This window comes from Pseudomonas sp. DP-17 (assembly GCF_022380625.1).
Lineage (GTDB): Bacteria > Pseudomonadota > Gammaproteobacteria > Pseudomonadales > Pseudomonadaceae > Pseudomonas > Pseudomonas nitroreducens_A.
This window is the reverse complement of record NZ_JAKSXG010000012.1, coordinates 345,942-367,119: the sequence shown is the minus strand read 5'-3', so window position 1 is coordinate 367,119 and position 21,178 is coordinate 345,942. Positions and strand designations below refer to the sequence as shown.

20 protein-coding genes and 1 pseudogene are annotated in these 21,178 nt (G+C 64.2%); 15 read left to right on the top strand and 6 right to left on the bottom strand.

Translation table 11 applies throughout. From position 1 onward, the window contains the following. The 3 genes and pseudogenes from ligB to MJ122_RS20210 all read right to left on the bottom strand — a co-directional run bounded on the left by ligB (position 1) and on the right by MJ122_RS20210 (position 4,034). A pseudogene (ligB, locus tag MJ122_RS20220) lies at positions 1-1,668 on the bottom strand (NAD-dependent DNA ligase LigB). 156 nt (positions 1,669-1,824) lie between these two features. Continuing rightward, positions 1,825-3,015 carry a methionine adenosyltransferase gene (gene metK, locus MJ122_RS20215; RefSeq protein ID WP_239745835.1) on the bottom strand — a complete coding sequence of 397 codons (1,191 nt, stop codon included), beginning with the start codon at positions 3,013-3,015 and terminating at the stop codon, positions 1,825-1,827. 17 nt (positions 3,016-3,032) lie between these two features. Next, positions 3,033-4,034 (bottom strand): metalloregulator ArsR/SmtB family transcription factor, encoded by a 1,002-nt coding sequence (locus MJ122_RS20210; protein ID WP_239745834.1) that lies wholly within the window; start codon positions 4,032-4,034, stop codon positions 3,033-3,035. Between the two features lie 225 nt (positions 4,035-4,259). Here MJ122_RS20210 and tkt point away from each other — a divergent pair, with 225 nt between their 5' ends. The 9 genes from tkt to MJ122_RS20165 all read left to right on the top strand — a co-directional run bounded on the left by tkt (position 4,260) and on the right by MJ122_RS20165 (position 12,392). Continuing rightward, positions 4,260-6,257, top strand: coding sequence for a transketolase (gene tkt, locus MJ122_RS20205; protein WP_239745833.1), 1,998 nt, complete (start codon positions 4,260-4,262; stop codon positions 6,255-6,257). A gap of 59 nt (positions 6,258-6,316) precedes the next feature. Then, on the top strand, positions 6,317-7,363 hold the full coding sequence (epd, locus tag MJ122_RS20200; RefSeq protein ID WP_088416074.1) for an erythrose-4-phosphate dehydrogenase: 1,047 nt from the start codon (positions 6,317-6,319) through the stop codon (positions 7,361-7,363). 28 nt (positions 7,364-7,391) lie between these two features. Next, complete coding sequence (locus MJ122_RS20195; protein WP_088416075.1) at positions 7,392-8,555, top strand: phosphoglycerate kinase; 1,164 nt, start codon at positions 7,392-7,394, stop codon at positions 8,553-8,555. An 88-nt stretch (positions 8,556-8,643) separates the two neighbouring features. Continuing rightward, a complete protein-coding gene (locus MJ122_RS20190) occupies positions 8,644-8,838 on the top strand; it encodes a hypothetical protein (RefSeq protein ID WP_026079214.1) in 195 nt (64 codons plus the stop codon). A gap of 142 nt (positions 8,839-8,980) precedes the next feature. Then, positions 8,981-9,316, top strand: coding sequence for an MliC family protein (locus MJ122_RS20185; RefSeq protein WP_088416076.1), 336 nt, complete (start codon positions 8,981-8,983; stop codon positions 9,314-9,316). A gap of 120 nt (positions 9,317-9,436) precedes the next feature. Beyond that, positions 9,437-10,501, top strand: a complete 1,065-nt coding sequence (fba, locus tag MJ122_RS20180) for a class II fructose-bisphosphate aldolase (RefSeq protein WP_024764154.1) — start codon at positions 9,437-9,439, stop codon at positions 10,499-10,501. A 126-nt stretch (positions 10,502-10,627) separates the two neighbouring features. Further along, entirely contained in the window at positions 10,628-11,041 is a 414-nt protein-coding gene (locus tag MJ122_RS20175; protein WP_239745832.1) for a hypothetical protein, read from the top strand. Positions 11,042-11,078: 37 nt separating this feature from the next. Next, positions 11,079-11,849, top strand: a complete 771-nt coding sequence (locus tag MJ122_RS20170; RefSeq protein WP_239745831.1) for a class I SAM-dependent methyltransferase — start codon at positions 11,079-11,081, stop codon at positions 11,847-11,849. A gap of 48 nt (positions 11,850-11,897) precedes the next feature. Then, entirely contained in the window at positions 11,898-12,392 is a 495-nt protein-coding gene (locus tag MJ122_RS20165) for a M48 family metallopeptidase (protein ID WP_088416079.1), read from the top strand. Here MJ122_RS20165 and MJ122_RS20160 read toward each other — a convergent pair. From MJ122_RS20160 to MJ122_RS20150, 3 genes are all read right to left on the bottom strand, one after another. Continuing rightward, the gene (locus MJ122_RS20160) at positions 12,386-12,529 is read right to left on the bottom strand and encodes a hypothetical protein (protein WP_239745830.1); all 144 of its coding nucleotides are present in this window, start codon (positions 12,527-12,529) and stop codon (positions 12,386-12,388) included. The two genes, MJ122_RS20165 and MJ122_RS20160, sit on opposite strands and share 7 nt — an antisense overlap. A 19-nt stretch (positions 12,530-12,548) precedes the next feature. Further along, complete coding sequence (locus MJ122_RS20155) at positions 12,549-12,806, bottom strand: hypothetical protein (protein WP_239745829.1); 258 nt, start codon at positions 12,804-12,806, stop codon at positions 12,549-12,551. A gap of 174 nt (positions 12,807-12,980) precedes the next feature. After that, positions 12,981-15,410, bottom strand: a complete 2,430-nt coding sequence (locus tag MJ122_RS20150; RefSeq protein ID WP_239745828.1) for a penicillin-binding protein 1A — start codon at positions 15,408-15,410, stop codon at positions 12,981-12,983. 185 nt (positions 15,411-15,595) lie between these two features. On the opposite strand from MJ122_RS20150, the gene MJ122_RS20145 reads away from it, so the two are divergent. The 6 genes from MJ122_RS20145 to aroK are packed head-to-tail and all read left to right on the top strand — an operon-like array spanning position 15,596 to position 21,143. Beyond that, positions 15,596-16,660: a pilus assembly protein PilM gene (locus MJ122_RS20145; RefSeq protein WP_017520515.1), complete on the top strand. Its 1,065-nt coding sequence runs from the start codon at positions 15,596-15,598 to the stop codon at positions 16,658-16,660. Then, positions 16,660-17,253, top strand: a complete 594-nt coding sequence (gene pilN, locus MJ122_RS20140) for a type 4a pilus biogenesis protein PilN (RefSeq protein WP_017520514.1) — start codon at positions 16,660-16,662, stop codon at positions 17,251-17,253. Before MJ122_RS20145 ends, pilN begins: the two co-directional genes overlap by 1 nt. Further along, a complete protein-coding gene (gene pilO, locus MJ122_RS20135; RefSeq protein WP_017520513.1) occupies positions 17,250-17,900 on the top strand; it encodes a type 4a pilus biogenesis protein PilO in 651 nt (216 codons plus the stop codon). The genes pilN and pilO overlap by 4 nt, the downstream gene beginning before the upstream one ends. Further along, positions 17,897-18,421 (top strand): type 4a pilus biogenesis lipoprotein PilP, encoded by a 525-nt coding sequence (gene pilP / locus MJ122_RS20130; protein WP_088416082.1) that lies wholly within the window; start codon positions 17,897-17,899, stop codon positions 18,419-18,421. Before pilO ends, pilP begins: the two co-directional genes overlap by 4 nt. A gap of 53 nt (positions 18,422-18,474) precedes the next feature. After that, positions 18,475-20,616, top strand: coding sequence for a type IV pilus secretin PilQ (pilQ, locus tag MJ122_RS20125; RefSeq protein ID WP_017520511.1), 2,142 nt, complete (start codon positions 18,475-18,477; stop codon positions 20,614-20,616). Positions 20,617-20,624: 8 nt separating this feature from the next. Then, the gene (gene aroK / locus MJ122_RS20120; protein WP_026079212.1) at positions 20,625-21,143 is read left to right on the top strand and encodes a shikimate kinase AroK; all 519 of its coding nucleotides are present in this window, start codon (positions 20,625-20,627) and stop codon (positions 21,141-21,143) included. Positions 21,144-21,178 lie beyond the last annotated feature (35 nt).

Sequence of the window (21,178 nt, the reverse complement as noted above, 5' to 3'; positions counted from 1 at the left end):
TCAGAAGCCGGCGATGCCGAGGTCGTGCAACTGCTCGCGCAGTTGCACGACTTTCGGCGCCTTGAAGAAGGCTTCCAGTTGCGCTGCGCGAACCTTGCCAATCCCCGGATGCTCCTGCCACTGCGGCGCGCTGCGGGCGGCCAGTGCGGACCAGTCCTCTCCCGCCGGATGGGCGTTGGCTGCGAGGGCGCCCAGCGCGCGTAGCCAGGCGGCGAACGAGCGTTGGTGAGCCAGCTGGAACTGCTGGTGCAGGCTGGCGGCACTGCGCTCGCCCAGGCCGGGCACCTGGCTCAGTTGCTTCGGGGTCAGCGCCATCCAGTCGAGCAGCCCCGGCAGCAGGCCGGCTTCGTGCAGGCGCCGCCAGGTGCCTGGGCCGACGCCGGAAAGGTCCAGGCCACGTTTTCCGCCCAGCCAGTCGAGTCGGGCGAGGAACTGTTCCTCGCAGCCCTCCGTAGGTTTCCAGCAGGAGAGGGCGTTGAACTGCTCGTCCTTGGGTATCGCCATTTCGGGACGAATCGGCGAACGCCAGACCACGCCGTCCAGTCGTGGAATGGTCAGACCGGCGAGGGCGATGGCGACCTGGTCGCCGGGTCGCACGTCGAGGCTGCGCCAACGCTTGAGCGAGCCGACGCCGACGCGCTGGATGGTCCGCCCATCCAGCTCCACCGGGGCGAGATGCAGGACGGGCGTGACCCGTCCGCTGCGGCCGACCTTGAACTCCACGCGCCGTACTTCGGCCAGTGCCTGTTGATGGGGGTACTTCCACGCTACCGCCCAGCCCGGCGCCTGCGCGCTCCACGCTTGCCCCGGTGGCCGGCGGCCCTGGCGGATGACGATGCCGTCGCTGGCAAACGGCAGGGGCTGGTGATACCAGTGCTCGCGCCACGCCTCGATGTCGGGCAGCCCTGCCACCGCCTCGGTCAGCTCGGCGCTGTCGCCGAATCCCAGCTGGCGCAGGCGTGCCAGGCGCTCGGGCATCTCCAGCGGGCCGTCCGGCAGCTCCCAGACGAACAGGCCGATCTGTGTGCCTTCGTCGCCAAGCGCCTTGCGCGCCATCAGCCCGGCCACCTTGCCGCGCGCCCCCGCGCCGCCCTGTAGGGCTTGCACATGCCGAGGCAGTCGCTAGTACAGCTCGCCTTGCAGGACCAGCTCAGCGTCCGTGCCGGGTAGTTCCTTGGGGATTGCCGCGATCCGCTGCGCATTGGCGGTCCAGTCCTGCCCGGCAGTGCCGTCGCCGCGGCTGATCGCCTGGACGAACCGACCTTTGCGGTAGACCAGCGTGACCGCCACACCATCGACCTTGGGTTGCACCCAGAGATCGCTGCGGTTCAGCTGCCAGGTGCGCACGGCCAAGGCATCGGGAAGCTTGTCGAGGCCGGTGTGGACGAAGGGATGGCGAACCTCCCCGGCGCTGCTGGCCAGCGGTGATTCCGGGCCGGCAGGGGTTTGCGGGAAGCACAGCTGCCATTGCTGCAGCCGTTCGCGGGCCTGGTCGTAGAGTTCGTCGGCGACCGGTGAGTGGCCGTCGCGGTGGTAGGCGTCGTCCCACTGCTTCAGCTGTGCACGGAGCGCGTCGATCTGCTGGGGTGCCTGTTCGGCCGGCCAGTCCGGGCAGGCCTGGAGGGTGGAAGCAAGACAAAGCAGCAGGGCGGGTAGCAGGCGTGGCATGGCAGCCTCCGCACGAGGAAGTGAGGGGCAGCCTAGAAGCGCTGCGCGGCGGTCGTGGCCGAGGGAGGCGAAGGAGACTTCGCTGTGCTGTGTCGGAAGTCAGCGACCAGAAACGAAAAAGCCCCGCCGAGGCGGGGCTTTTCCTGCTACCGGGTCTTACAGGCCGGCGGCGTCACGCAGGGCGGCGGCCTTGTCGGTGCGCTCCCAGATGAAGGCGGTGAAGGTGTCGTCACCGTAGGTCATTTCGAACGGGTTGCGACCGAAGTGGCCGTAGGCCGCGGTCGGCTGGTACATCGGGTGCAGCAGGTCGAGCATCTTGGTGATCGCGTACGGACGCAGGTCGAAGTGCTCGCGGACCAGCTGGATGATCTTGTCGTCGCTGATCTTGCCGGTGCCGAAGGTGTTGATCGAGATGGAGGTCGGCTGGGCCACGCCGATGGCGTAGGACACCTGGATCTCGCAACGCTCGGCCAGACCTGCGGCAACGATGTTCTTGGCCACGTAGCGGCCGGCGTAGGCGGCAGAACGGTCGACCTTGGACGGGTCCTTGCCGGAGAACGCGCCGCCGCCATGACGGGCCATGCCACCGTAGGAATCGACGATGATCTTGCGGCCGGTCAGGCCGCAGTCGCCCACCGGGCCGCCGATCACGAAGTTGCCGGTCGGGTTGATGTGGAACTGGGTGTCCTTGTGCAGCAGCTCGGCCGGCAGCACCTGCTTGATGATCAGCTCCATCACGCCTTCGCGCAGGTCCTTGTAGCTGACTTCCGGGTTGTGCTGGGTGGACAGGACGATGGCGTCGATGCCGACGACCTTGCCGTTCTCGTAGCGGCAGGTGACCTGGGACTTGGCGTCGGGACGCAGCCACGGCAGCAGGCCGGACTTGCGGGCCTCGGCCTGGCGCTCCACCAGACGGTGCGAGAAGCAGATCGGCGCGGGCATCAGCACGTCGGTTTCGTTGCTGGCGTAGCCGAACATCAGGCCCTGGTCTCCAGCGCCCTGGTCTTCGGGCTTGGCGCGGTCGACGCCCTGGTTGATGTCCACCGACTGCTTGCCGATGATGTTCAGCACGCCGCAGGTGGCGCCGTCGAAGCCGACGTCGGAGCTGTTGTAGCCGATGTCGATGATGACCTTGCGCACCAGGTCCTCCAGGTCGACCCAGGCGGAGGTGGTGACTTCGCCGGCAATGATCGCGACACCGGTCTTCACCAGGGTTTCGCAGGCCACGCGGGCGTATTTGTCCTTGGCGATGATGGCGTCGAGCACCGCATCGGAAATCTGGTCCGCGATCTTGTCCGGATGGCCTTCGGAGACGGATTCGGAGGTGAAAACAGAGTATTCGCTCATCTAACGGTTCCTATCATTTACCGGTGGGTGAGGACGCTTCGCGAATCCGGTTTGGCGAAGTGCCGTACCTGGATCTGAAAGCCATTGCGTAAACCGATGTAAACACTTTCGCCGGACGCGAGCCCGGCGGCGTCGGCCCAATGGGCCAGGTCTTCCTGTTCGAACCCCAGCCAGAGGTCACCACAGGCCTCGCGGGCCCAGCTCTGGTCGTGGCTGCAGAGTTCGGTCACCAGCAGGCTGCCACCGGGTTTCACCAGGTGCGCCAGCTGCTTCACGGCCTCCGCCGGTGCGGCAAAGTGGTGCAGCACCATGTTCAGCACCACGCAGTCCGCCGCGTCGTCGACGTCCTGCAGGGCATCGCCCAGCCGCAGCCGGACGTTATTCAAACCTTCACTGGCGCAGCGTTGCCGCGCCATCTCGAGCATGGCCTGGCTGTTATCCAGCGCCGTGACCTGAGCGAAACGCCGGGCCAGCTCGGGGAGGAATCCGCCGTCGCCGGGGCCGACCTCCAGCGCCGTGGCGCCGGGGGCGAAGCTCAGTGCATCGAGCAGCGCCAGCACGCTTTCGCGGTATTGCGGCAGTCCTGCGATCAGGTCCTGGGTCGCCTGGAACTTCTCCGCGCTGCGGGCAAAGAAGTCGCGGCTGACGGCGGCGCGCTGGGCGTGCACGCCATCGATGCGGGCGCTGACGTCGTCGGCCAGTGCCAGCTCGTCCACTTCTTCGAGCAGCGCCCCGTGCAGCGTGCCACCCAGGCTTTCACCCTGGGGCAGGGCGCGGCGATAGAAGATCGCGTTGCCTTCGCGGCGCGTTGCGACCAGGCCGGCCTGGGCGAGCACCTTCAGGTGGTGGCTCATGCCCGACTGGCGGACACCGAAGATATGCGCCAGCTCCAGCACGCCGAACGAATCGTTGGCCAGCACCCGCAGCACATTCAGCCGCAGCGGATCGCCGCCGGCCTTGCACAGGGCAGCCAGCTGATCGCAATCGTCGTGGCGGATTTCGGGCAGGCGCAGACTCATAGGTCGCGCAGTCTAGTCGTGGCTTCCGGGGTGGGCAATAGCTGTATCAAAAAGTTTTGATATTGGCGGATGAGTGGTTTTTGACCGATTGGGTGTCGCAACCCCATGCCTTGCATCAGCCATCTGGCGATCTGTCATTGCCCCACAGGGCCCCGCTGGGCGAAAATGCCGGCCTTTTTTCATTCCCTTCGATCTTTCGAAGCAGCCCCCGCAGGAGATTCAGCGATGCCCAGCCGTCGTGAGCGAGCCAACGCCATCCGCGCACTGAGCATGGATGCCGTGCAGAAAGCCAACAGCGGCCATCCCGGCGCCCCCATGGGCATGGCGGATATCGCCGAAGTCCTCTGGCGCGACTACCTCAAGCACAACCCGAGCAACCCGCAGTGGGCCGACCGCGACCGCTTCGTACTGTCCAACGGCCACGGCTCGATGCTGATCTACTCGCTGCTGCACCTCACCGGCTACGACGTCACCGTCGATGACCTGAAGAACTTCCGCCAGATGCACTCGCGCACCCCGGGCCACCCGGAGTACGGCTACACCGCCGGCGTCGAGACCACCACCGGCCCGCTGGGCCAGGGCATCGCCAACGCCGTGGGCATGGCGCTGGCCGAGAAAGTGCTGGCCGCACAGTTCAACCGCGACGGCCACAGCATCGTCGACCACTACACCTACGCCTTCCTGGGCGACGGCTGCATGATGGAGGGCATCTCCCATGAAGTCGCCTCGCTGGCCGGCACCCTGCGCCTGAACAAGCTGATTGCCTTCTACGACGACAACGGCATCTCCATCGACGGCGAAGTCCACGGCTGGTTCACCGATGACACCCCCAAGCGCTTCGAGGCCTACGGCTGGCAGGTGATCCGCAATGTCGACGGGCATGACGCCGACGAGATCAAGACCGCCATCGAGACCGCCCGCAAGAGCGACGTGCCGACCCTGATCTGCTGCAAGACCATCATCGGCTTCGGCTCGCCGAACAAGCAGGGCAAGGAAGAAAGCCATGGCGCCGCCCTGGGCGTCGACGAAGTGGCCGCCACTCGCGCCGCGCTGGGCTGGAACCACGCGCCGTTCGAAATCCCGGCGGACATCTACGCCGAGTGGAGCGCCAAGGATAGCGGCGCCACCCGTGAGGCCGAGTGGAACAAGCGTTTTGCTGCCTACCAGGCCGCACATCCGGAGCTGGCCGCTGAGTTCGAGCGCCGCGTTGCCGGTGAGCTGCCGGCCGATTTCGCCGAGAAGGCCGCCGCCTACGTCGCCGACGTCGCGCTGAAAGGCGAGACCATCGCCAGCCGCAAGGCCAGCCAGAATGCCCTGAACGCCTTCGGCCCGCTGCTGCCGGAACTGCTGGGCGGCTCCGCCGACCTCGCCGGCTCCAACCTGACCCTGTGGAAGGGCTGCAAGGGCGTGAGCGCCGACGACGCCAACGGCAACTACCTGTTCTACGGTGTCCGCGAATTCGGCATGAGCGCCATCATGAACGGCGTGGCCCTGCATGGCGGCTTCATCCCCTACGGCGCGACCTTCCTGATCTTCATGGAATACGCCCGCAACGCGGTGCGCATGTCCGCCCTGATGAAGCAGCGTGTGCTGTACGTGTTCACCCACGACTCCATCGGCCTGGGCGAAGACGGCCCGACCCACCAGCCGATCGAGCAGCTGGCCAGCCTGCGCCTGACCCCGAACCTGGATACCTGGCGCCCCGCCGATGCCGTGGAGTCCGCGGTGGCCTGGAAGTACGCCATCGAGCGTGCCGACGGTCCGTCCGCGCTGATCTTCAGCCGCCAGAACCTGCCACACCAGCCGCGCGACGCCGCCCAGCTGGCCGACGTGGCGCGTGGCGCCTACGTGCTGAAGGACTGCGACGGCGAGCCGGAGCTGATCCTGATCGCCACCGGCTCCGAAGTCGGCCTGGCCGTCCAGGCGTTCGACAAGCTCAGCGCCGAAGGCCGCAAGGTGCGCGTGGTCTCCATGCCGTCCACCAGCGTCTTCGACCAGCAGGACGCCGGCTACAAGCAGGCCGTACTGCCGGTCCAGGTGGCTGCGCGCATCGCCATCGAAGCCGCCCATGCCGACTACTGGTACAAGTACGTCGGCCTGGAAGGCCGCGTGATCGGCATGACCACCTTCGGTGAGTCGGCCCCGGCCCCGGCGCTGTTCGAGCACTTCGGCTTCACCGTCGAGAACGTGCTGGAAGTCGCCGCCGAGCTGCTCGAAGCCTGACGAGCGCCTGAGCCTGCCGGGGCGCTTAACGCCCCGGCAGCGATCACCAAGGGATAACAATGTCCAAGCGCCCTTACCGAGTTGCCCTCAACGGCTATGGCCGTATCGGCCGCTGCGTGTTCCGTGCCCTGCACGAACGCGGCGCCAAGGCCGATTTCTCCATTGTCGCGCTGAACGACCTGGCGGACCTGGCCAGCCTGGAATACCTTACCCGCTTCGACTCTACCCACGGCCGCTTCCCCGGCGAGGTGAGCGTGGCCGACGGATGCCTGCATGTCGGCGCCGACTGTGTGAAGGTGTTCCGCGAAGCCGAGCCCGAGGCCATCGACTGGCGCGCCCTGGACATCGACCTGGTGCTGGAATGCTCCGGCGTCTACCACACCCGCGCCGACGGCGAGCGCTTCCTCGGCGCTGGCGCGCCGCGGGTGCTGTTCTCCCAGCCGATGGCCAGCGAAGCGGACATCGATGCCACCGTGGTCTTCGGCATCAACCAGCAGGGCCTCTCCGGTACCGAGACGCTGGTGTCCAACGCCTCCTGCACCACCAACTGCAGCGTGCCGCTGCTCAAGCTGCTGAACGAGGCCGTGGGCATCGAGTACGTCTCGATCACTACCATCCACTCGGCGATGAACGACCAGCCGGTGATCGACGCCTATCACCACGAAGACCTGCGCCGTACGCGCTCCGCCTTCCAGTCGGTGATTCCGGTGTCCACGGGGCTGGCGCGCGGTATCGAGCGCCTGTTGCCGGAACTCGCCGGGCGAATCCAGGCCAAAGCCATTCGGGTGCCGACGGTGAACGTCTCGGCCCTGGACATCACCCTGCAGGTTTCCCGCGATACGTCCGCGCAGGAGATCAACCGGGTGCTGCGCCAGGCTGCCACCGAGGGCCCGCTGAAAGGCCTGCTGGCGTACACCGAGCTGCCCCACGCCAGCTGTGATTTCAATCATGACCCGCACTCGGCCATCGTCGATGGCAGCCAGACCCGCGTTTCCGGCCCCCGGCTGGTGAACGTGCTGGCCTGGTTCGACAACGAGTGGGGGTTCGCCAACCGCATGCTCGACACCGCAGGCCACTACCTGCGTGTCGCCGCTACCGAACGTTAATCAAACAGCCCCAACAGGACTGACTGTCATGACCGTGTTGAAGATGACCGACCTCGACCTCCAAGGTAAGCGCGTGCTGATCCGCGAAGACCTCAACGTTCCGGTGAAGGACGGTGTGGTCAAGAGCGACGCGCGCATCCTGGCCTCGCTGCCGACCATCAAGCTGGCCCTGGAGAAGGGCGCGGCAGTGATGGTCTGCTCGCACCTGGGCCGCCCGACCGAAGGCGAGTTCTCCGAAGAGAACAGCCTGCAGCCGGTCGCCGACTACCTGTCCAAGGCCCTTGGCCGCGCCGTGCCGCTGGTCAAGGACTACCTGGGCGGCGTCCAGGTGAAGCCCGGCGAAGTCGTGCTGTTCGAAAACGTGCGCTTCAACAAGGGCGAAAAGAAGAACGCCGACGAACTGGCCCAGCAATACGCCGCCCTGTGCGACGTGTTCGTCATGGACGCCTTCGGCACCGCTCACCGCGCCGAGGGTTCGACCCACGGTGTGGCCAAGTTCGCCAAGGTCGCCGCGGCCGGCCCGCTGCTGGCCGCCGAACTGGACGCCCTGGGCAAGGCCCTGGGCAACCCGGCTCGCCCGATGGCGGCCATCGTTGCCGGCTCCAAGGTCTCCACCAAGCTCGACGTGCTGAACAGTCTGGCGCAGATCTGCGACCAACTGATCGTCGGCGGCGGCATCGCCAACACCTTCCTCGCCGCGGCGGGCCACAAGGTCGGTAAATCGCTGTACGAGGCCGACCTGGTCGACACCGCCAAGGCCATCGCCGCCAAGGTCAGCGTGCCGCTGCCGGTGGACGTGGTGGTTGCCAAGGAATTCGCCGAGACTGCCGTCGCCACCGTCAAGGACATCGCTGACGTGGCCGACGACGACATGATCCTGGACATCGGCCCGAAGACCGCCGCCCAGTTCGCCGAGCTGCTGAAAACCTCCAAGACCATCCTGTGGAACGGTCCGGTGGGCGTATTCGAGTTCGACCAGTTCGGCGAAGGCACCAAGACCCTGGCCAAGGCCATCGCCGAAGGCAGCGCCTTCAGCATCGCCGGCGGTGGCGACACCCTGGCGGCGATCGACAAGTACGGCATCGGTGAGCAGATCTCCTACATTTCCACCGGTGGTGGCGCCTTCCTCGAGTTTGTCGAGGGCAAGGTCCTGCCGGCCGTGGAAGTGCTGGAGCAGCGCGCCAAGGCCTGATCCTGGCTGTACTGCCGGGCGACAGTAAAGCAAACCTCTGCGGCATCCTCGGGTCACAAGCCTTGTACGGATGCCAAGGAGAAGGGTCATGCGAGCTGTCACCCCTGTGCTGTCGTTTTGCCTCGTGCTGGTGGGTTGCGCCGGAAGCGGTGGCGCCCCCAGTACCTGTGAAGTGATGAGCCCGCCGCCGGTCATGGTGCCTTCGGACCAGAACCGCGAGCGGGTGGAGAGCCAGAGCAGCGGCGATCCGACGCCTGACCAGAAACCGGTGAACTGCCCCTGAGGCAGTCAACTGAGGGTCGGGATCACGATCTGACAGTGCCGCCTGTGCGCGAGTACAGGCGGCGCTGGCGTTCCTGCGGCGGGACGGGCAATCTGGCGCATTGGATATCCGGCGGCGCGTCCGCCCGAAGGAGAGTCGCCCGATGCTGCGTTATATCGTCCCGGTCCTGGCCCTATCGCTGACGGCGGGCTGCTCCAGCCATTCGTCCGGCGGCAAGGCCGCTTCGGGCAGCGGCTGGAACCAGTGGGTCTGCGACAGCGAAGCCCAGGTGCAGTGGCGCTACGTCGATCCCAGCAGGTCGGTGGTCGACCTGAAGCTGGGTGAAGACGATGTGGTCCATCACCTGGAAGAGGAACCCGGCGGCTCCGGCGCTTTCTATAGCGACGGGCTGATCGGCTTGAGCATCAAAGGCGACCAGGGCCTGGTCTACTGGGTCGAGAGCAACGACCTGATCGGCCGGGGTTGCAAGGCGCGCTGAGCGCCGACTGTCCGGCACGCGCCGGAAGACTTGAACACGGCCTGCCCCTGCGGCAGGCTTCCAAACATGTAGTTAAGGGGCTCGTGTAACCGAGCCTGACTTCTGGGAGAAGCGAAGACCATGGCACTCATCAGCATGCGCCAAATGCTGGACCACGCCGCCGAGTTCGGCTACGGCGTTCCGGCTTTCAACGTCAACAACCTGGAGCAGATGCGCGCCATCATGGAAGCGGCCGACAAGACCGATTCCCCGGTGATCGTGCAGGCCTCCGCTGGCGCCCGCAAATACGCCGGCGCTCCCTTCCTGCGCCACCTGATCCTCGCGGCCATCGAAGAATTCCCGCACATTCCGGTGTGCATGCACCAGGACCACGGCACCAGCCCTGACGTCTGCCAGCGCTCCATCCAGCTGGGCTTCTCCTCCGTCATGATGGACGGCTCGCTGAAGGAAGACGGCAAGACCCCGGCCGACTACGAATACAACGTCCGCGTCACGCAGCAGACCGTTGCCTTCGCCCACGCCTGCGGCGTGTCCGTGGAAGGTGAGCTGGGCTGCCTGGGCTCCCTGGAAACCGGTATGGCCGGCGAAGAAGACGGCGTCGGCGCCGAAGGCGTGCTGGATCACAGCCAACTGCTGACCGACCCGGAAGAAGCCGCCGACTTCGTCAAGAAGACCCAGGTCGACGCGCTGGCCATCGCCATCGGCACCAGCCACGGCGCCTACAAGTTCACCAAGCCGCCAACCGGCGACGTGCTCTCCATCGAGCGCATCAAGGAAATCCACAAGCGCATCCCCAACACCCACCTGGTGATGCACGGCTCCTCCTCGGTGCCGCAAGAGTGGCTGAAGGTGATCAACGAGTTCGGCGGCGACATCAAGGAAACCTACGGCGTGCCGGTCGAGGAAATCGTCGAAGGCATCAAGCACGGCGTGCGCAAGGTCAACATCGACACCGACCTGCGCCTGGCTTCCACCGGTGCCATTCGCCGCATGATGGCCGAGCAGCCGAGCGAGTTCGACCCGCGCAAGTTCTTCGCCAAGACCATCGTCGCCATGCGCGATATCTGCATCGCTCGCTACGAAGCCTTCGGCACTGCCGGCCATGCCTCGAAGATCAAGCCGATCTCCCTGGAAGGCATGTTCCAGCGTTACGCCAAGGGTGAGCTGGTGTCGAAGGTCAACTGATCCCGAGCCCGGTTCCCGCTTTCGCTCTCTCTCTCTGTTTCTGAAGAGCTGAAGAGCTGAAGAGCTGAAGAGCTGAAGAGCCCCGCCCTGCGGGGCTCTTTCGTATCCGCCAGAAGGAAAACGCCGATGCTGCGTGCCTTGCTTTGCATCCTGCTGCTGACGTTCCTCGCCGGTTGTTCACTGCGCCCGGCCACGCCTGTCGCGCCGCCACCCAAGCCTCCGGTGGACCTGCCGGCGGACGCGCAGAACTGCCTGACTCACCAGGAATGTACGCTCAAGACTTCGCGCACCCTGCTGTTCGTCTTCGATTATGCCGAGGCGGGTGCAGCCCTGGTGGAGAACGAGAGCCGCGTACTGAGCACGCCGGAAAAGGCTCCGAAGCGGGGCTGGCCGGCTATCCGTATCCAATTGGGCGATCCGGATGGTGGCCGCTTCGAGTTCTCCAGCGAATGCCGACAGAAGCGCTGCCGCATCAAGGACTCGCGCCTGCTCACCTGCTACCGTAACTATCTCGACGGCAAGGCCTGCCGGTTCCGCTGAGCGCTGGTGCTCGGTCCGGGCGGGCTCTGGAGGCACGATGACGGATGTACATGGCAGCGCGCAGGAAGGTTTTACCCGTGAGGCGAAGGCCTATGCCCACGGCCGGCCAGACTACCCCGAAGAGCTGCTGGGTTGGCTTGGCGAGGAGCTGGATATTGGAGCCGGCAAGGAAGTCGTCGACCTCGGCGCGGGCACCGGCAAGTTCACCTCCCTGTTGTTGCGCACGGGCGCGCAAGTCACCGCTATCGAGCCGGTGGCGGCGATGCGGGAGCAACTGAGCGCATCGCTGGGCGCCGTGAAGGTGCTCAACGGGACCGCCCAGGCCATGCCGCTGGCAGCGGACAGTGTCGACGCGCTGACCTGTGCCCAGGCGTTCCATTGGTTCGCTGACCAGCGGTCGCTGGCAGAAATCCACCGCGTGCTGCGGCCGGGTGGCCATCTCGGGCTGGTCTGGAATGTGCGCGACGAGCGGGTCGACTGGGTCGCCCAGGTCACGCGCATCCTCGAACGCTACGAGGGCAGCACGCCACGCTTTCACACGGGGCAATGGCGCCGCGCCTTTGCCGGGTCGCGCTTCGAAGACCTGCGCCTGCGCGAGTTCAGTTACCAGCATGTCGGCCCGCCGGAACAGGTCATTGTCGCCCGCACCCTGTCGGTCAGCTTCATCGCGGCGCTGCCGGACGAGCAGAAGCAGCGCGTTGCGGAGCAGCTGCACGAGCTGATCTCCACACATCCGGCGCTGAAGGGGCAAAACGAAATCGCCTTCCCCTATCGCACCGAGGCCTACAGCACCCGCGCCCTGGTCTGACCGGGGATGCGTTAGACTGGCGGGTGTTTCCGCCGCCAGTCGCTTGCCATGCAGCCGCTTCGCTATCTCCAGGCCTATCCGACACAACTTCAGGAACAGGTTCGCCAACTCATCGAGCAGGGCCGCCTGGGCGAGTATCTGCAGCGCCGGTATCCGAGCCGTCACGACGTGCAGAGCGACAAGGCTCTGTACAGCTATGCGATGGACCTCAAGCAGCAATACATGCGCACCGCGCCGGCGGTGGACAAGGTCCTCTACGACAACAAGCTCGACGTGGTGCAGCGTGCGCTGGGCCTGAATACGGCGATCTCTCGCGTGCAGGGCGGCAAGCTGAAGGCGAAGAAGGAAATCCGCGTCGCCTCGCTGTTCAAGGACGCCGCCCCCGAATTCCTGCAGATGATCGTCGTTCATGAGCTGGCGCACCTGAAGGAACGCGATCACAGCAAGGCCTTCTACCAGCTCTGCGAGCACATGCTGCCTGGCTATCACCAGTTGGAGTTCGACCTGCGCGTCTACCTGACCTGGCGCGACCTGCCTCAGTAGTAGAGTCGCGCCAGATAGATCAGGCCCAGGCACCACGGCAGCAACAGGACGAAGCCCAGGTAGCGCAGCACCTGGCGCGCGCGGTTCCCTGTCTGGCTCGCCCAATGGATTGCCGCGAGCGCCAGCGCGTAAGCCATCAGGCCCGCCAGCAGCCACTTATAGTGTTCCGTGGTGGGCGAAACCGCACCGAAGGAGCGCCAGTGCTACCGGGGTCCGTCCCGCCAGTCGCAGCAGGAAGGCGATGAGCAACCCCGCCAGGCCTGCGCTGGCAATCAGGGCGGCAAACAGTTGGTCGAGGTAGACGAGGTCCGGAGCGCTCTCGAGCGAACGGGGTTGCGCGAGCAGGCGCAACAGGGGCGCGCCGAGCAGGAGAGTGGACAGGCAGAACAGCCATCCTGGTGCGGCGCGTTGCATCCGACACTCCTGAAGAAGTTGCTGCGGGAAGCCCCTGACGTGCCGGATGGGGTCGGTCGCCCGGGGTTGTTCGCCGCCGCAAAGCACAGATTAATCAATGAGTTGGCTAAGTGCTATGATTTTGTCGAGGCGATTCCCGAAATGAAAGGGCCCCTCCGGGGAGGGGCCTTTTCATCAGAACAGGTCGATCGGCGCTTCTTCCTCCGCTGGCATTCCACTGCCAGGAGCACTGCCGGGTGCCAGTTCGTTCATCGAAGGCGGTGTGTCTTCGTTCTTGAACAGTTCGAAGTACGCGCCCGGGGTGCCCGGAGGCGCCGCGCGGCCAGTGACCGGGTCGATACGCAGGCTGACCATGCCGGGCGGCTCGGGCAACAGGTGCGATGGCTTGTCTTTCAGCGCTGCGCCCATGTAGCGCATCCAGATCGGCAGGGCGACGTTGCCGCCGTATTCCGCGCGGCCGAGGCTTTCCGGCTGGTCGAAGCCGACCCATACGGTGGTCATGAAGTCGGCGTTGAAGCCGGAGAACCAGGCGTCCTTCGACTCGTTGGTGGTGCCGGTCTTGCCCGCCAGGTCATCACGCTTGAGGGCCAGGGCGCGGCGACCGGTCCCGCGTTTGATTACGTCCTGCAGCATGCTGGTCATGATGTACGCAGTGCGCGCATCGATGACGCGCTCGGCGGCGGCCGGTTCGATCGTGGTCTTGGCCTGGCTCGGGTCGTCGTTGCCAAAGGCGTCGGCAGGAGCAGGTTGTGCCTGCGTCTGTACCTGCTCCTCGTTCTGCGGGATGCTGGGCGGGTTGGCCTGGTACAGCACCTGGCCGTCACGGCTCTCGATGCGCTGGACGATGTACGGCGAGACCTTGAAGCCGCCGTTGGCGAAGACGGTCCAGGCGCTGGCGATCTCCATTGGCGTCAGGGTCGCGGTGCCCAGGGCCATGGAGAGGTTCGGCGGCAGGTCGTCCTTGTTCAGGCCGAACTTGCTGATGCAGTTGCGTGCGCGGTCAACGCCCAGCGCCTGCAGAATTCGGATCGACACCATGTTGCGCGATTTGTACAGCGCCTCGCGCATGGGGATCGGGCCGAGGAAGGTATTGGTGTCGTTCTTCGGACGCCACACCTTGTCCAGGTATTCGTCATAGAACACCACCGGGGCGTCGTTGATCAGCGAGGCAGCGGTGAAGCCGTTGTCCAGCGCACAGCTGTAGATGAACGGCTTGAAGCTGGAGCCGGGCTGGCGGCGGGCCTGGGTGGCGCGGTTGTAGTTGCTCTGCTCGAAGGAGAAGCCGCCCACCAGCGCCATGATCGCGCCGTCCTGCGGGTTGAGCGAGACCAGGGCGCTCTGCGCCGCCGGCACCTGGGTCAGGCGCAGCGAGCCGTCGTCCTTGCGCTGTACGCGGATCACATCGCCCGCCTGCACCACGTCGCTGGGTTGGCTGGGCATGCGGCCCATGCTGTTGTTGCTCAGGTAGGGGCGAGCCCACTTCATGCCGTCCCAGCCCAGCGCTTCTTCCTTGCCGTCGCGGGTCATGACCATGGCGCCACTCTTCTCGACCTGGGTGACGATGGCCGGTTCCAGGCCGCCCAGCGGGCGCTGCTGTGCAATTGCCTGGCGCCAGGCGTCACGGGTCTTGCCGGGTAGGCGGGTCTCGGGGCCTCGGTAGCCGTGCCGCTGGTCGTAATCCTGCAGGCCTTCACGCAGGGCGGTGTTGGCGTCTTCCTGCAGGTCGCTGCGCACGGTGGTATAGACGCGATAACCCTCGGTGTAGGCGTCGCCGCCAAAGCGGCCGACCAGTTCGGCGCGGGCCATCTCGGCGATGTAGGGGGCGGCCAGTTCCGGAGTCTGGACGTGGTAGGACGCGCCCACGGGCTCCTGGATGGCAGCCTGGTAGCGCGGCTGGTCGATGAAGCCGAGCTTGAGCATGCGCTCGAGAATCCAGTTGCGTCGTTCCAGGCTGCGTGCGGCATTGGCCAGCGGGTTATAGCGTGACGGCGCCTTGGGCAGGCCGGCAATCATCGCCATCTGCGCCAGGCTCAGGTCCTTGATGGATTTGCCGTAATAGACCTGGGCGGCGGCTTCCACGCCATAGGCGCGGTTGCCCAGGTAGATCTTGTTGACGTAGAGCTCGAGGATCTCGTCCTTGGTAAGCGAGCGCTCGATCTGCAGGGCGAGCAATATCTCGTTGATCTTGCGGGAGAAGCTGCGTTCGTTGGTGAGGAAATAGTTCTTCGCCACCTGCATGGTGATCGTACTGCCGCCGGTCTGGATGTGCCCGGTTTTCAATAATTGCGCGGCAGCACGCATCAGGCTTTTGACGTCCACGCCATAATGGTTGGCGAAATTGTCATCTTCAGCCGATAACAGTGCGTGGGTGAAATCCGGGGGGATTTCAGCAAATCGAATCGGCGTTCGGCGCATCTCGCCAAACTCTGCTATCAATTTGTTATCAGCACTGTACACGCGCAGCGGCATCTGCAAGCGCACGTTGCGCAAGGCTTCCACGGACGGGAGGTTCGGGCTGAGGTACAGATAGGCGCCGCTGAAACTGAGCAGCACTCCACAAATAATGGTGACGCAGGTCCACCACAGAAACTTCAGCAGGCGCATCGGAAGGTCTTGGATTTCCAGAGAAAAGAAAGAGTTAAGCGGATGGTGCGGTAAAAAGGGAAAAGCTGATCACATTATAAGCAGTTTTTTTGCTGGCAAGCCATTTGCGCAGGTGTCAAGTCTGGTATCTAATGTGGAAAAACATAAATCGTCCGTAAGTCTCGGATGCTGATAGGAAATCAGTCGTGCTAGGGCTCTTCAATAAGAAAGCGAACACGCTGCTGGGGATAGACATCAGTTCGACTTCGGTCAAACTTCTCGAATTGAGCCGCTCTGGAGGCCGCTACAAGGTAGAGGCCTATGCTGTCGAGCCGCTCCCGCCCAACGCAGTCGTAGAAAAGAACATCGCTGAGCTGGAGGGTGTCGGCCAGGCGTTGTCACGTGTGGTCGCCAAGGCGCGGACCGCAGTGAAGACGTCTGCGGTCGCGGTTGCCGGCTCGGCGGTCATCACCAAAACCATCGAGATGGACGGCGGGCTCTCGGACGACGAGCTGGAAAATCAGCTCAAGATCGAGGCCGACCAGTACATCCCCTACCCCCTCGAAGAGGTCGCTATCGACTTCGAGGTGCAGGGTACGTCAGCGCGCAACGCGGATCGCGTCGATGTTCTTCTTGCTGCTTGTCGGAAGGAGAACGTCGAGGTGCGTGAAGCGGCATTGGCGCTTGCGGGCCTCACGGCCAAGGTCGTCGATGTGGAGGCCTACGCGCTGGAGCGAGCGTTCAGTCTGCTGGGAGACCAGCTGGGCGGCAATGCCGACGAGCTCACAGTTGCGGTGGTCGACATCGGCGCCACCATGACCACGCTCAGTGTGCTGCACCATGGCCGCACCATCTATACGCGCGAGCAGCTCTTTGGCGGGCGGCAGCTCACCGAGGAAATCCAGCGGCGCTATGGACTGTCGGTCGAGGAAGCGGGTCTCGCCAAGAAGCAGGGCGGTCTTCCGGATGACTACGACAGCGAAGTGTTGCAGCCGTTCAAGGACGCCGTTGTTCAGCAGGTGTCCCGTTCGCTGCAGTTCTTCTTCGCGGCCGGTCAGTTCAACGATGTGGACTACATCCTGCTGGCAGGCGGCACCGCGTCCATTCCGGACCTGGATCGCCTGATACAGCAGAAGATCGGTACTCCGACCCTGGTGGCCAACCCGTTCGCCGACATGGTGCTGAGCGGCAAGGTCAACGCCGGTGCGCTGGCCAGTGATGCGCCTGCGCTGATGATTGCCTGCGGTCTGGCGATGAGGAGTTTCGACTGATGGCACGCATCAACCTATTGCCCTGGCGGGAGCAGCTGCGCGAGGAACGCAAGCAGCGCTTCCTGGTGATTCTGGGCGCTGTGCTGCTGGCTTCCGGGGCCGTGATCTTCCTGGGCGACCAGTACTTCAACTCGGCCATCGAGAACCAGGGCGCGCGCAACGACTTCCTGCGCAAGGAAATCGCCGTGCTGGATGCGCGGATCAAGGAGATCAGCGAGCTGAAGACTCGCCGCCAGCAATTGCTCGAGCGCATGAAGATCATCCAGGACCTGCAGGGTAACCGCCCGATCATCGGCCGTGTATTCGACCAGCTGGTTCGGACCCTGCCCGATGGCGTGTACTTCACCGGGCTGAAGATGTCCGGGAAGTCCATCGCCATTGCCGGCGCGGCCGAATCCAACAACCGCGTCTCCAACCTCATGCGTAACCTGGACTCGTCCGAGTGGCTGACTGCGCCGAACCTGACCGAAGTGAAGGCGGTCACCCAGGGCGCCCTGGATCAGGCAAACGTCTTCCAGTTGACCGTGCAGCAGACCCAGCCCGGCAGTGAGGAACAGGACAAGAAAAGTCCCGCGCAAGGAGCCAAGAAATGAGTCTGGCCAGTTCCCTGGAGAGCTTGCGCAAGATCGACATCAACGATCTTGATCTGAACAACCTCGGCTCCTGGCCGGCGGCGGTCAAGGTGATTGCCTGCGTGCTGCTGATGGCGGTGGTGCTGGCGCTTGGGTACAACTTCCACCTGAAGGACCTGCAGGAGCAGCTTGATCGCAACCGCGACGAGGAGCAGACCCTCAAGCAGCAATTCGCAACCAAGGCGTTCCAGGCGGCGAACCTGGATGCTTACAAGGTGCAGATGAAGGAGATGGAAGAATCCTTCGGCGCCTTGCTGCGTCAACTGCCGAGCGATACCGAGGTCCCCGGGCTGCTGGAAGACATCACCCGCACCGGCCTGGGTAGCGGCCTCGAATTCGAGGAGATCAAGCTGCTGCCGGAAGTGACGCAGCAGTTCTACATCGAATTGCCTATCCAGATCAGCGTCGTGGGCGGGTATCACGACCTGGCGACCTTCGTCAGTGGTGTGTCCAGCCTGCCGCGGATCGTGACCCTGCATGATTTCGAGATCAAACCCGCAAGCCCCGATAGCACTTCCAAGCTGCGCATGAGCATCCTGGCAAAGACCTACCGGTATAACGACAAGGGCGTGAAGACGACGGCCCCGACTGCGGGAGCGAAGAAATGAGGGGGCGCCTGATTATCTGCAGTTTTCTGCTCCTGACCTTGAATGGCTGTGGCTCGGGTGGTGATTTTGCCGACCTGCAGGCTTACCTGGACGAAGTCAGGGCTCGCCCGAAAGGGGCTATCGAGCCGCTGCCCAAGTTCCAGGCATACGAGGCATTCACCTACAGCGCCTCGTCCCTGCGCAGTCCCTTCCAGCCGCCGGTGAAGATCGACCTGGCGGTCAAGCAGAAGGGCAACAAGGTCATCAAGCCCGATGAGACGCGGGTCAAGCAGTTCCTCGAAGGCTTCAATATCGAGACTTTCGAGATGGTCGGCACGCTGGCCAGGGATAACCAGACATTCGCTCTCGTAAAAGGTGCAGGAGGGGTGCATCGGGTACGAGTGGGTGACTACCTTGGGCGCAACGACGGCAAGATCGTTGCGATCAGCGAAGCCAAGATCGACGTGATTGAAATCGTTCCTGATGGTGAGGGCGGCTGGCTGGAGCGTCCGCGCAGCCTGACTCTCAAGGAACGCTCCTAAGGGCGGGGATGAACATGGATAACAAACAGCAGTCTGCACGACGGATTCAGACGATGAATAGAACGCTTTCCCGCCTGAGCATTTCCGTGCTCGCGGCCGTATTCGCGCCGGCGCTGCTCGCCGCCAACCTGCAGAGCGTCGATGTGGCGGCACTGCCGGGCGACCGCGTGGAGCTGAAGCTCGGCTTCGACGAGCCGGTGGCGGCGCCGCGCGGCTACACCATCGAGCAGCCGGCGCGTATTGCGCTGGACCTGCCGGGCGTGCAGAACAAGCTGGGTAGCAAGAATCGCGAGCTGGGCGTGGGCAACGCCCGCAGCCTGACCGTGGTCGAGGCCAAGGACCGCACCCGCCTTATCGTCAACCTCAGTACCCTGGTGCCTTACACCACGCGTGCCGAAGGTTCGAACCTCTATGTCGTGGTCGGTGCGGGCGGTGCGACCTCCAGTTCCTACGCTTCTGCCGCGCCGTCGCCGGCTCCGGTTGCCAAGCCTGCCCAGCCCAAGCCTTACCTTCCGGCTGGCAAGGCGATCCGCAATATCGATTTCCAGCGTGGCGAACAGGGGGAAGGCAATGTCGTGATCGATCTGTCCGATCCGACGGTCAGTCCTGATATCCAGGAGCAAGGCGGCAAGATCCGCCTGGACTTCCCGCGTACCCAGCTGCCGGATAACCTCCGCGTGCGACTGGACGTGAAGGACTTCGCCACCCCGGTGCAGTTCGTCAACGCCGCGGCCGCTGGCGACAAGGCCAGTATCTCCATCGAGCCGACCGGGCTGTATGACTATCTCGTCTATCAGACCGACAACCGCATGACCGTCAGCATCAAGCCGCTGACCCAGGACGATGCCGAGAAGCGCAAGAAGGACAACTTCGCCTACACCGGCGAGAAGCTGTCGCTGAACTTCCAGGACATCGACGTGCGTTCGGTGCTGCAGCTCATTGCCGACTTCACCGACTTGAACCTGGTGGCTTCGGACACCGTGCAGGGCAACATCACCCTGCGCCTGCAGAACGTGCCGTGGGACCAGGCGCTGGATCTGGTGCTCAAGACCAAGGGCCTGGACAAGCGCAAGGTCGGCAACGTCCTGCTGGTTGCACCGGCCGATGAAATCGCCGCTCGCGAGCGCCAGGAGCTGGAGGCGCAGAAGCAGATCTCCGAACTGGCTCCGCTGCGTCGTGAGCTGATCCAGGTGAACTATGCCAAGGCGTCGGACATTGCCAAGCTGTTCCAGTCGGTGACCGGCACCAGCGGTGCTCCGGGTGCCGCTCCCGGCGGCGATAACCGGGGTTCGATCACTGTAGATGACCGTACCAACGCCATCATTGCCTACCAGACCCAGGACCGCCTCGACGAACTGCGCCGTATCGTTGCCCAACTCGACATCCCGGTTCGCCAGGTGATGATCGAAGCGCGCATCGTCGAAGCGGCGGTGGACTACAGCAAGAGCCTGGGCGTTCGCTGGGGCGGTGCCTTCAGCAGCGGCAACTGGGACTTCTACGGTAAGGACGGCGCCCGGACCGTCGATAGCGACTCCGGCCAGCTCTACCTGCCGGGAACCTCTACCGTGGGTAATTGGACTGCCGCCGACGGCGTAGCGCCGGTTCCCTTCGTCGACATGGGCGTGACCAACAGTACTTCCGGTATCGGCATCGGCTTCCTGAGCAACCATGCCATGCTCGACCTGCAACTCTCCGCCATGGAGAAGAGCGGTAACGGCGAAGTGGTGTCCCAGCCCAAGGTCGTCACCTCCGACAAGGAAACCGCAAAGATCCTCAAGGGCTCGGAGATTCCGTACCAGGAAGCCAGTTCCAGTGGCGCGACCTCGGTTTCGTTCAAGGAGGCCGCACTGGCCCTGGAAGTGACTCCGCAGATCACTCCGGACAACCGCATCATCATGGAAGTGAAGGTCAACAAGGACGAGCCGGACTACGCCAACGCCCTGAACGGCGTACCGCCGATCAAGAAGAACGAAGTCAACGCCAAGGTACTGGTCAACGATGGCGAAACCATCGTGATCGGTGGCGTGTTCTCCAACACCCAGACCAAGGCGACCGACAAGGTTCCGTTCCTCGGTGACGTTCCGTTCATTGGCCGACTGTTCCGTCGCGACTCGGTAACCGACAGCAAGAACGAGCTGCTGGTTTTCCTTACCCCGCGGATCATGAATAATCAGGCCATTGCAGTCGGCCGTTGATCAATGTCGTGTCCAATTTGATTCTGGTAGGCCCGATGGGAGCTGGTAAAAGCACCATCGGGCGTCTTCTCGCCAAAGAACTTCACCTCGTCTTCAAAGATTCGGATAAAGAGATCGAGCAGCGCTGCGGAGCCAACATCCCCTGGATATTCGATGTCGAGGGCGAGGCGGGCTTCCGCGAGCGTGAGCAGGCGATGCTGGCCGAGCTGTGCGATGAAGGGGGCGTGGTCATTGCCACGGGCGGCGGCGCGGTCATGCGCGACGCCAATCGCCTCATCCTCAAGAATGGCGGCAAGGTGATCTACCTGCACGCCTCGGTCGAGCAGCAGATTTCCCGCACGGCGCGCGACAAGAATCGCCCTCTGCTGCAGAAGCCCAATCCGGAACAGATCCTTCGCGACCTCATGCAGATGCGCGATCCGCTTTATCGCGAAATCGCCGACGTGATCATCGAAACCGACGAGCGGCCTCCGCGTCTCGTCGTGCTGGAGATCATCGAGCGCCTGCGTGAGCTGGAGCGCCATTAACGGCGCTGCAATCTGGGGTATCCTAGTCCCCTTTC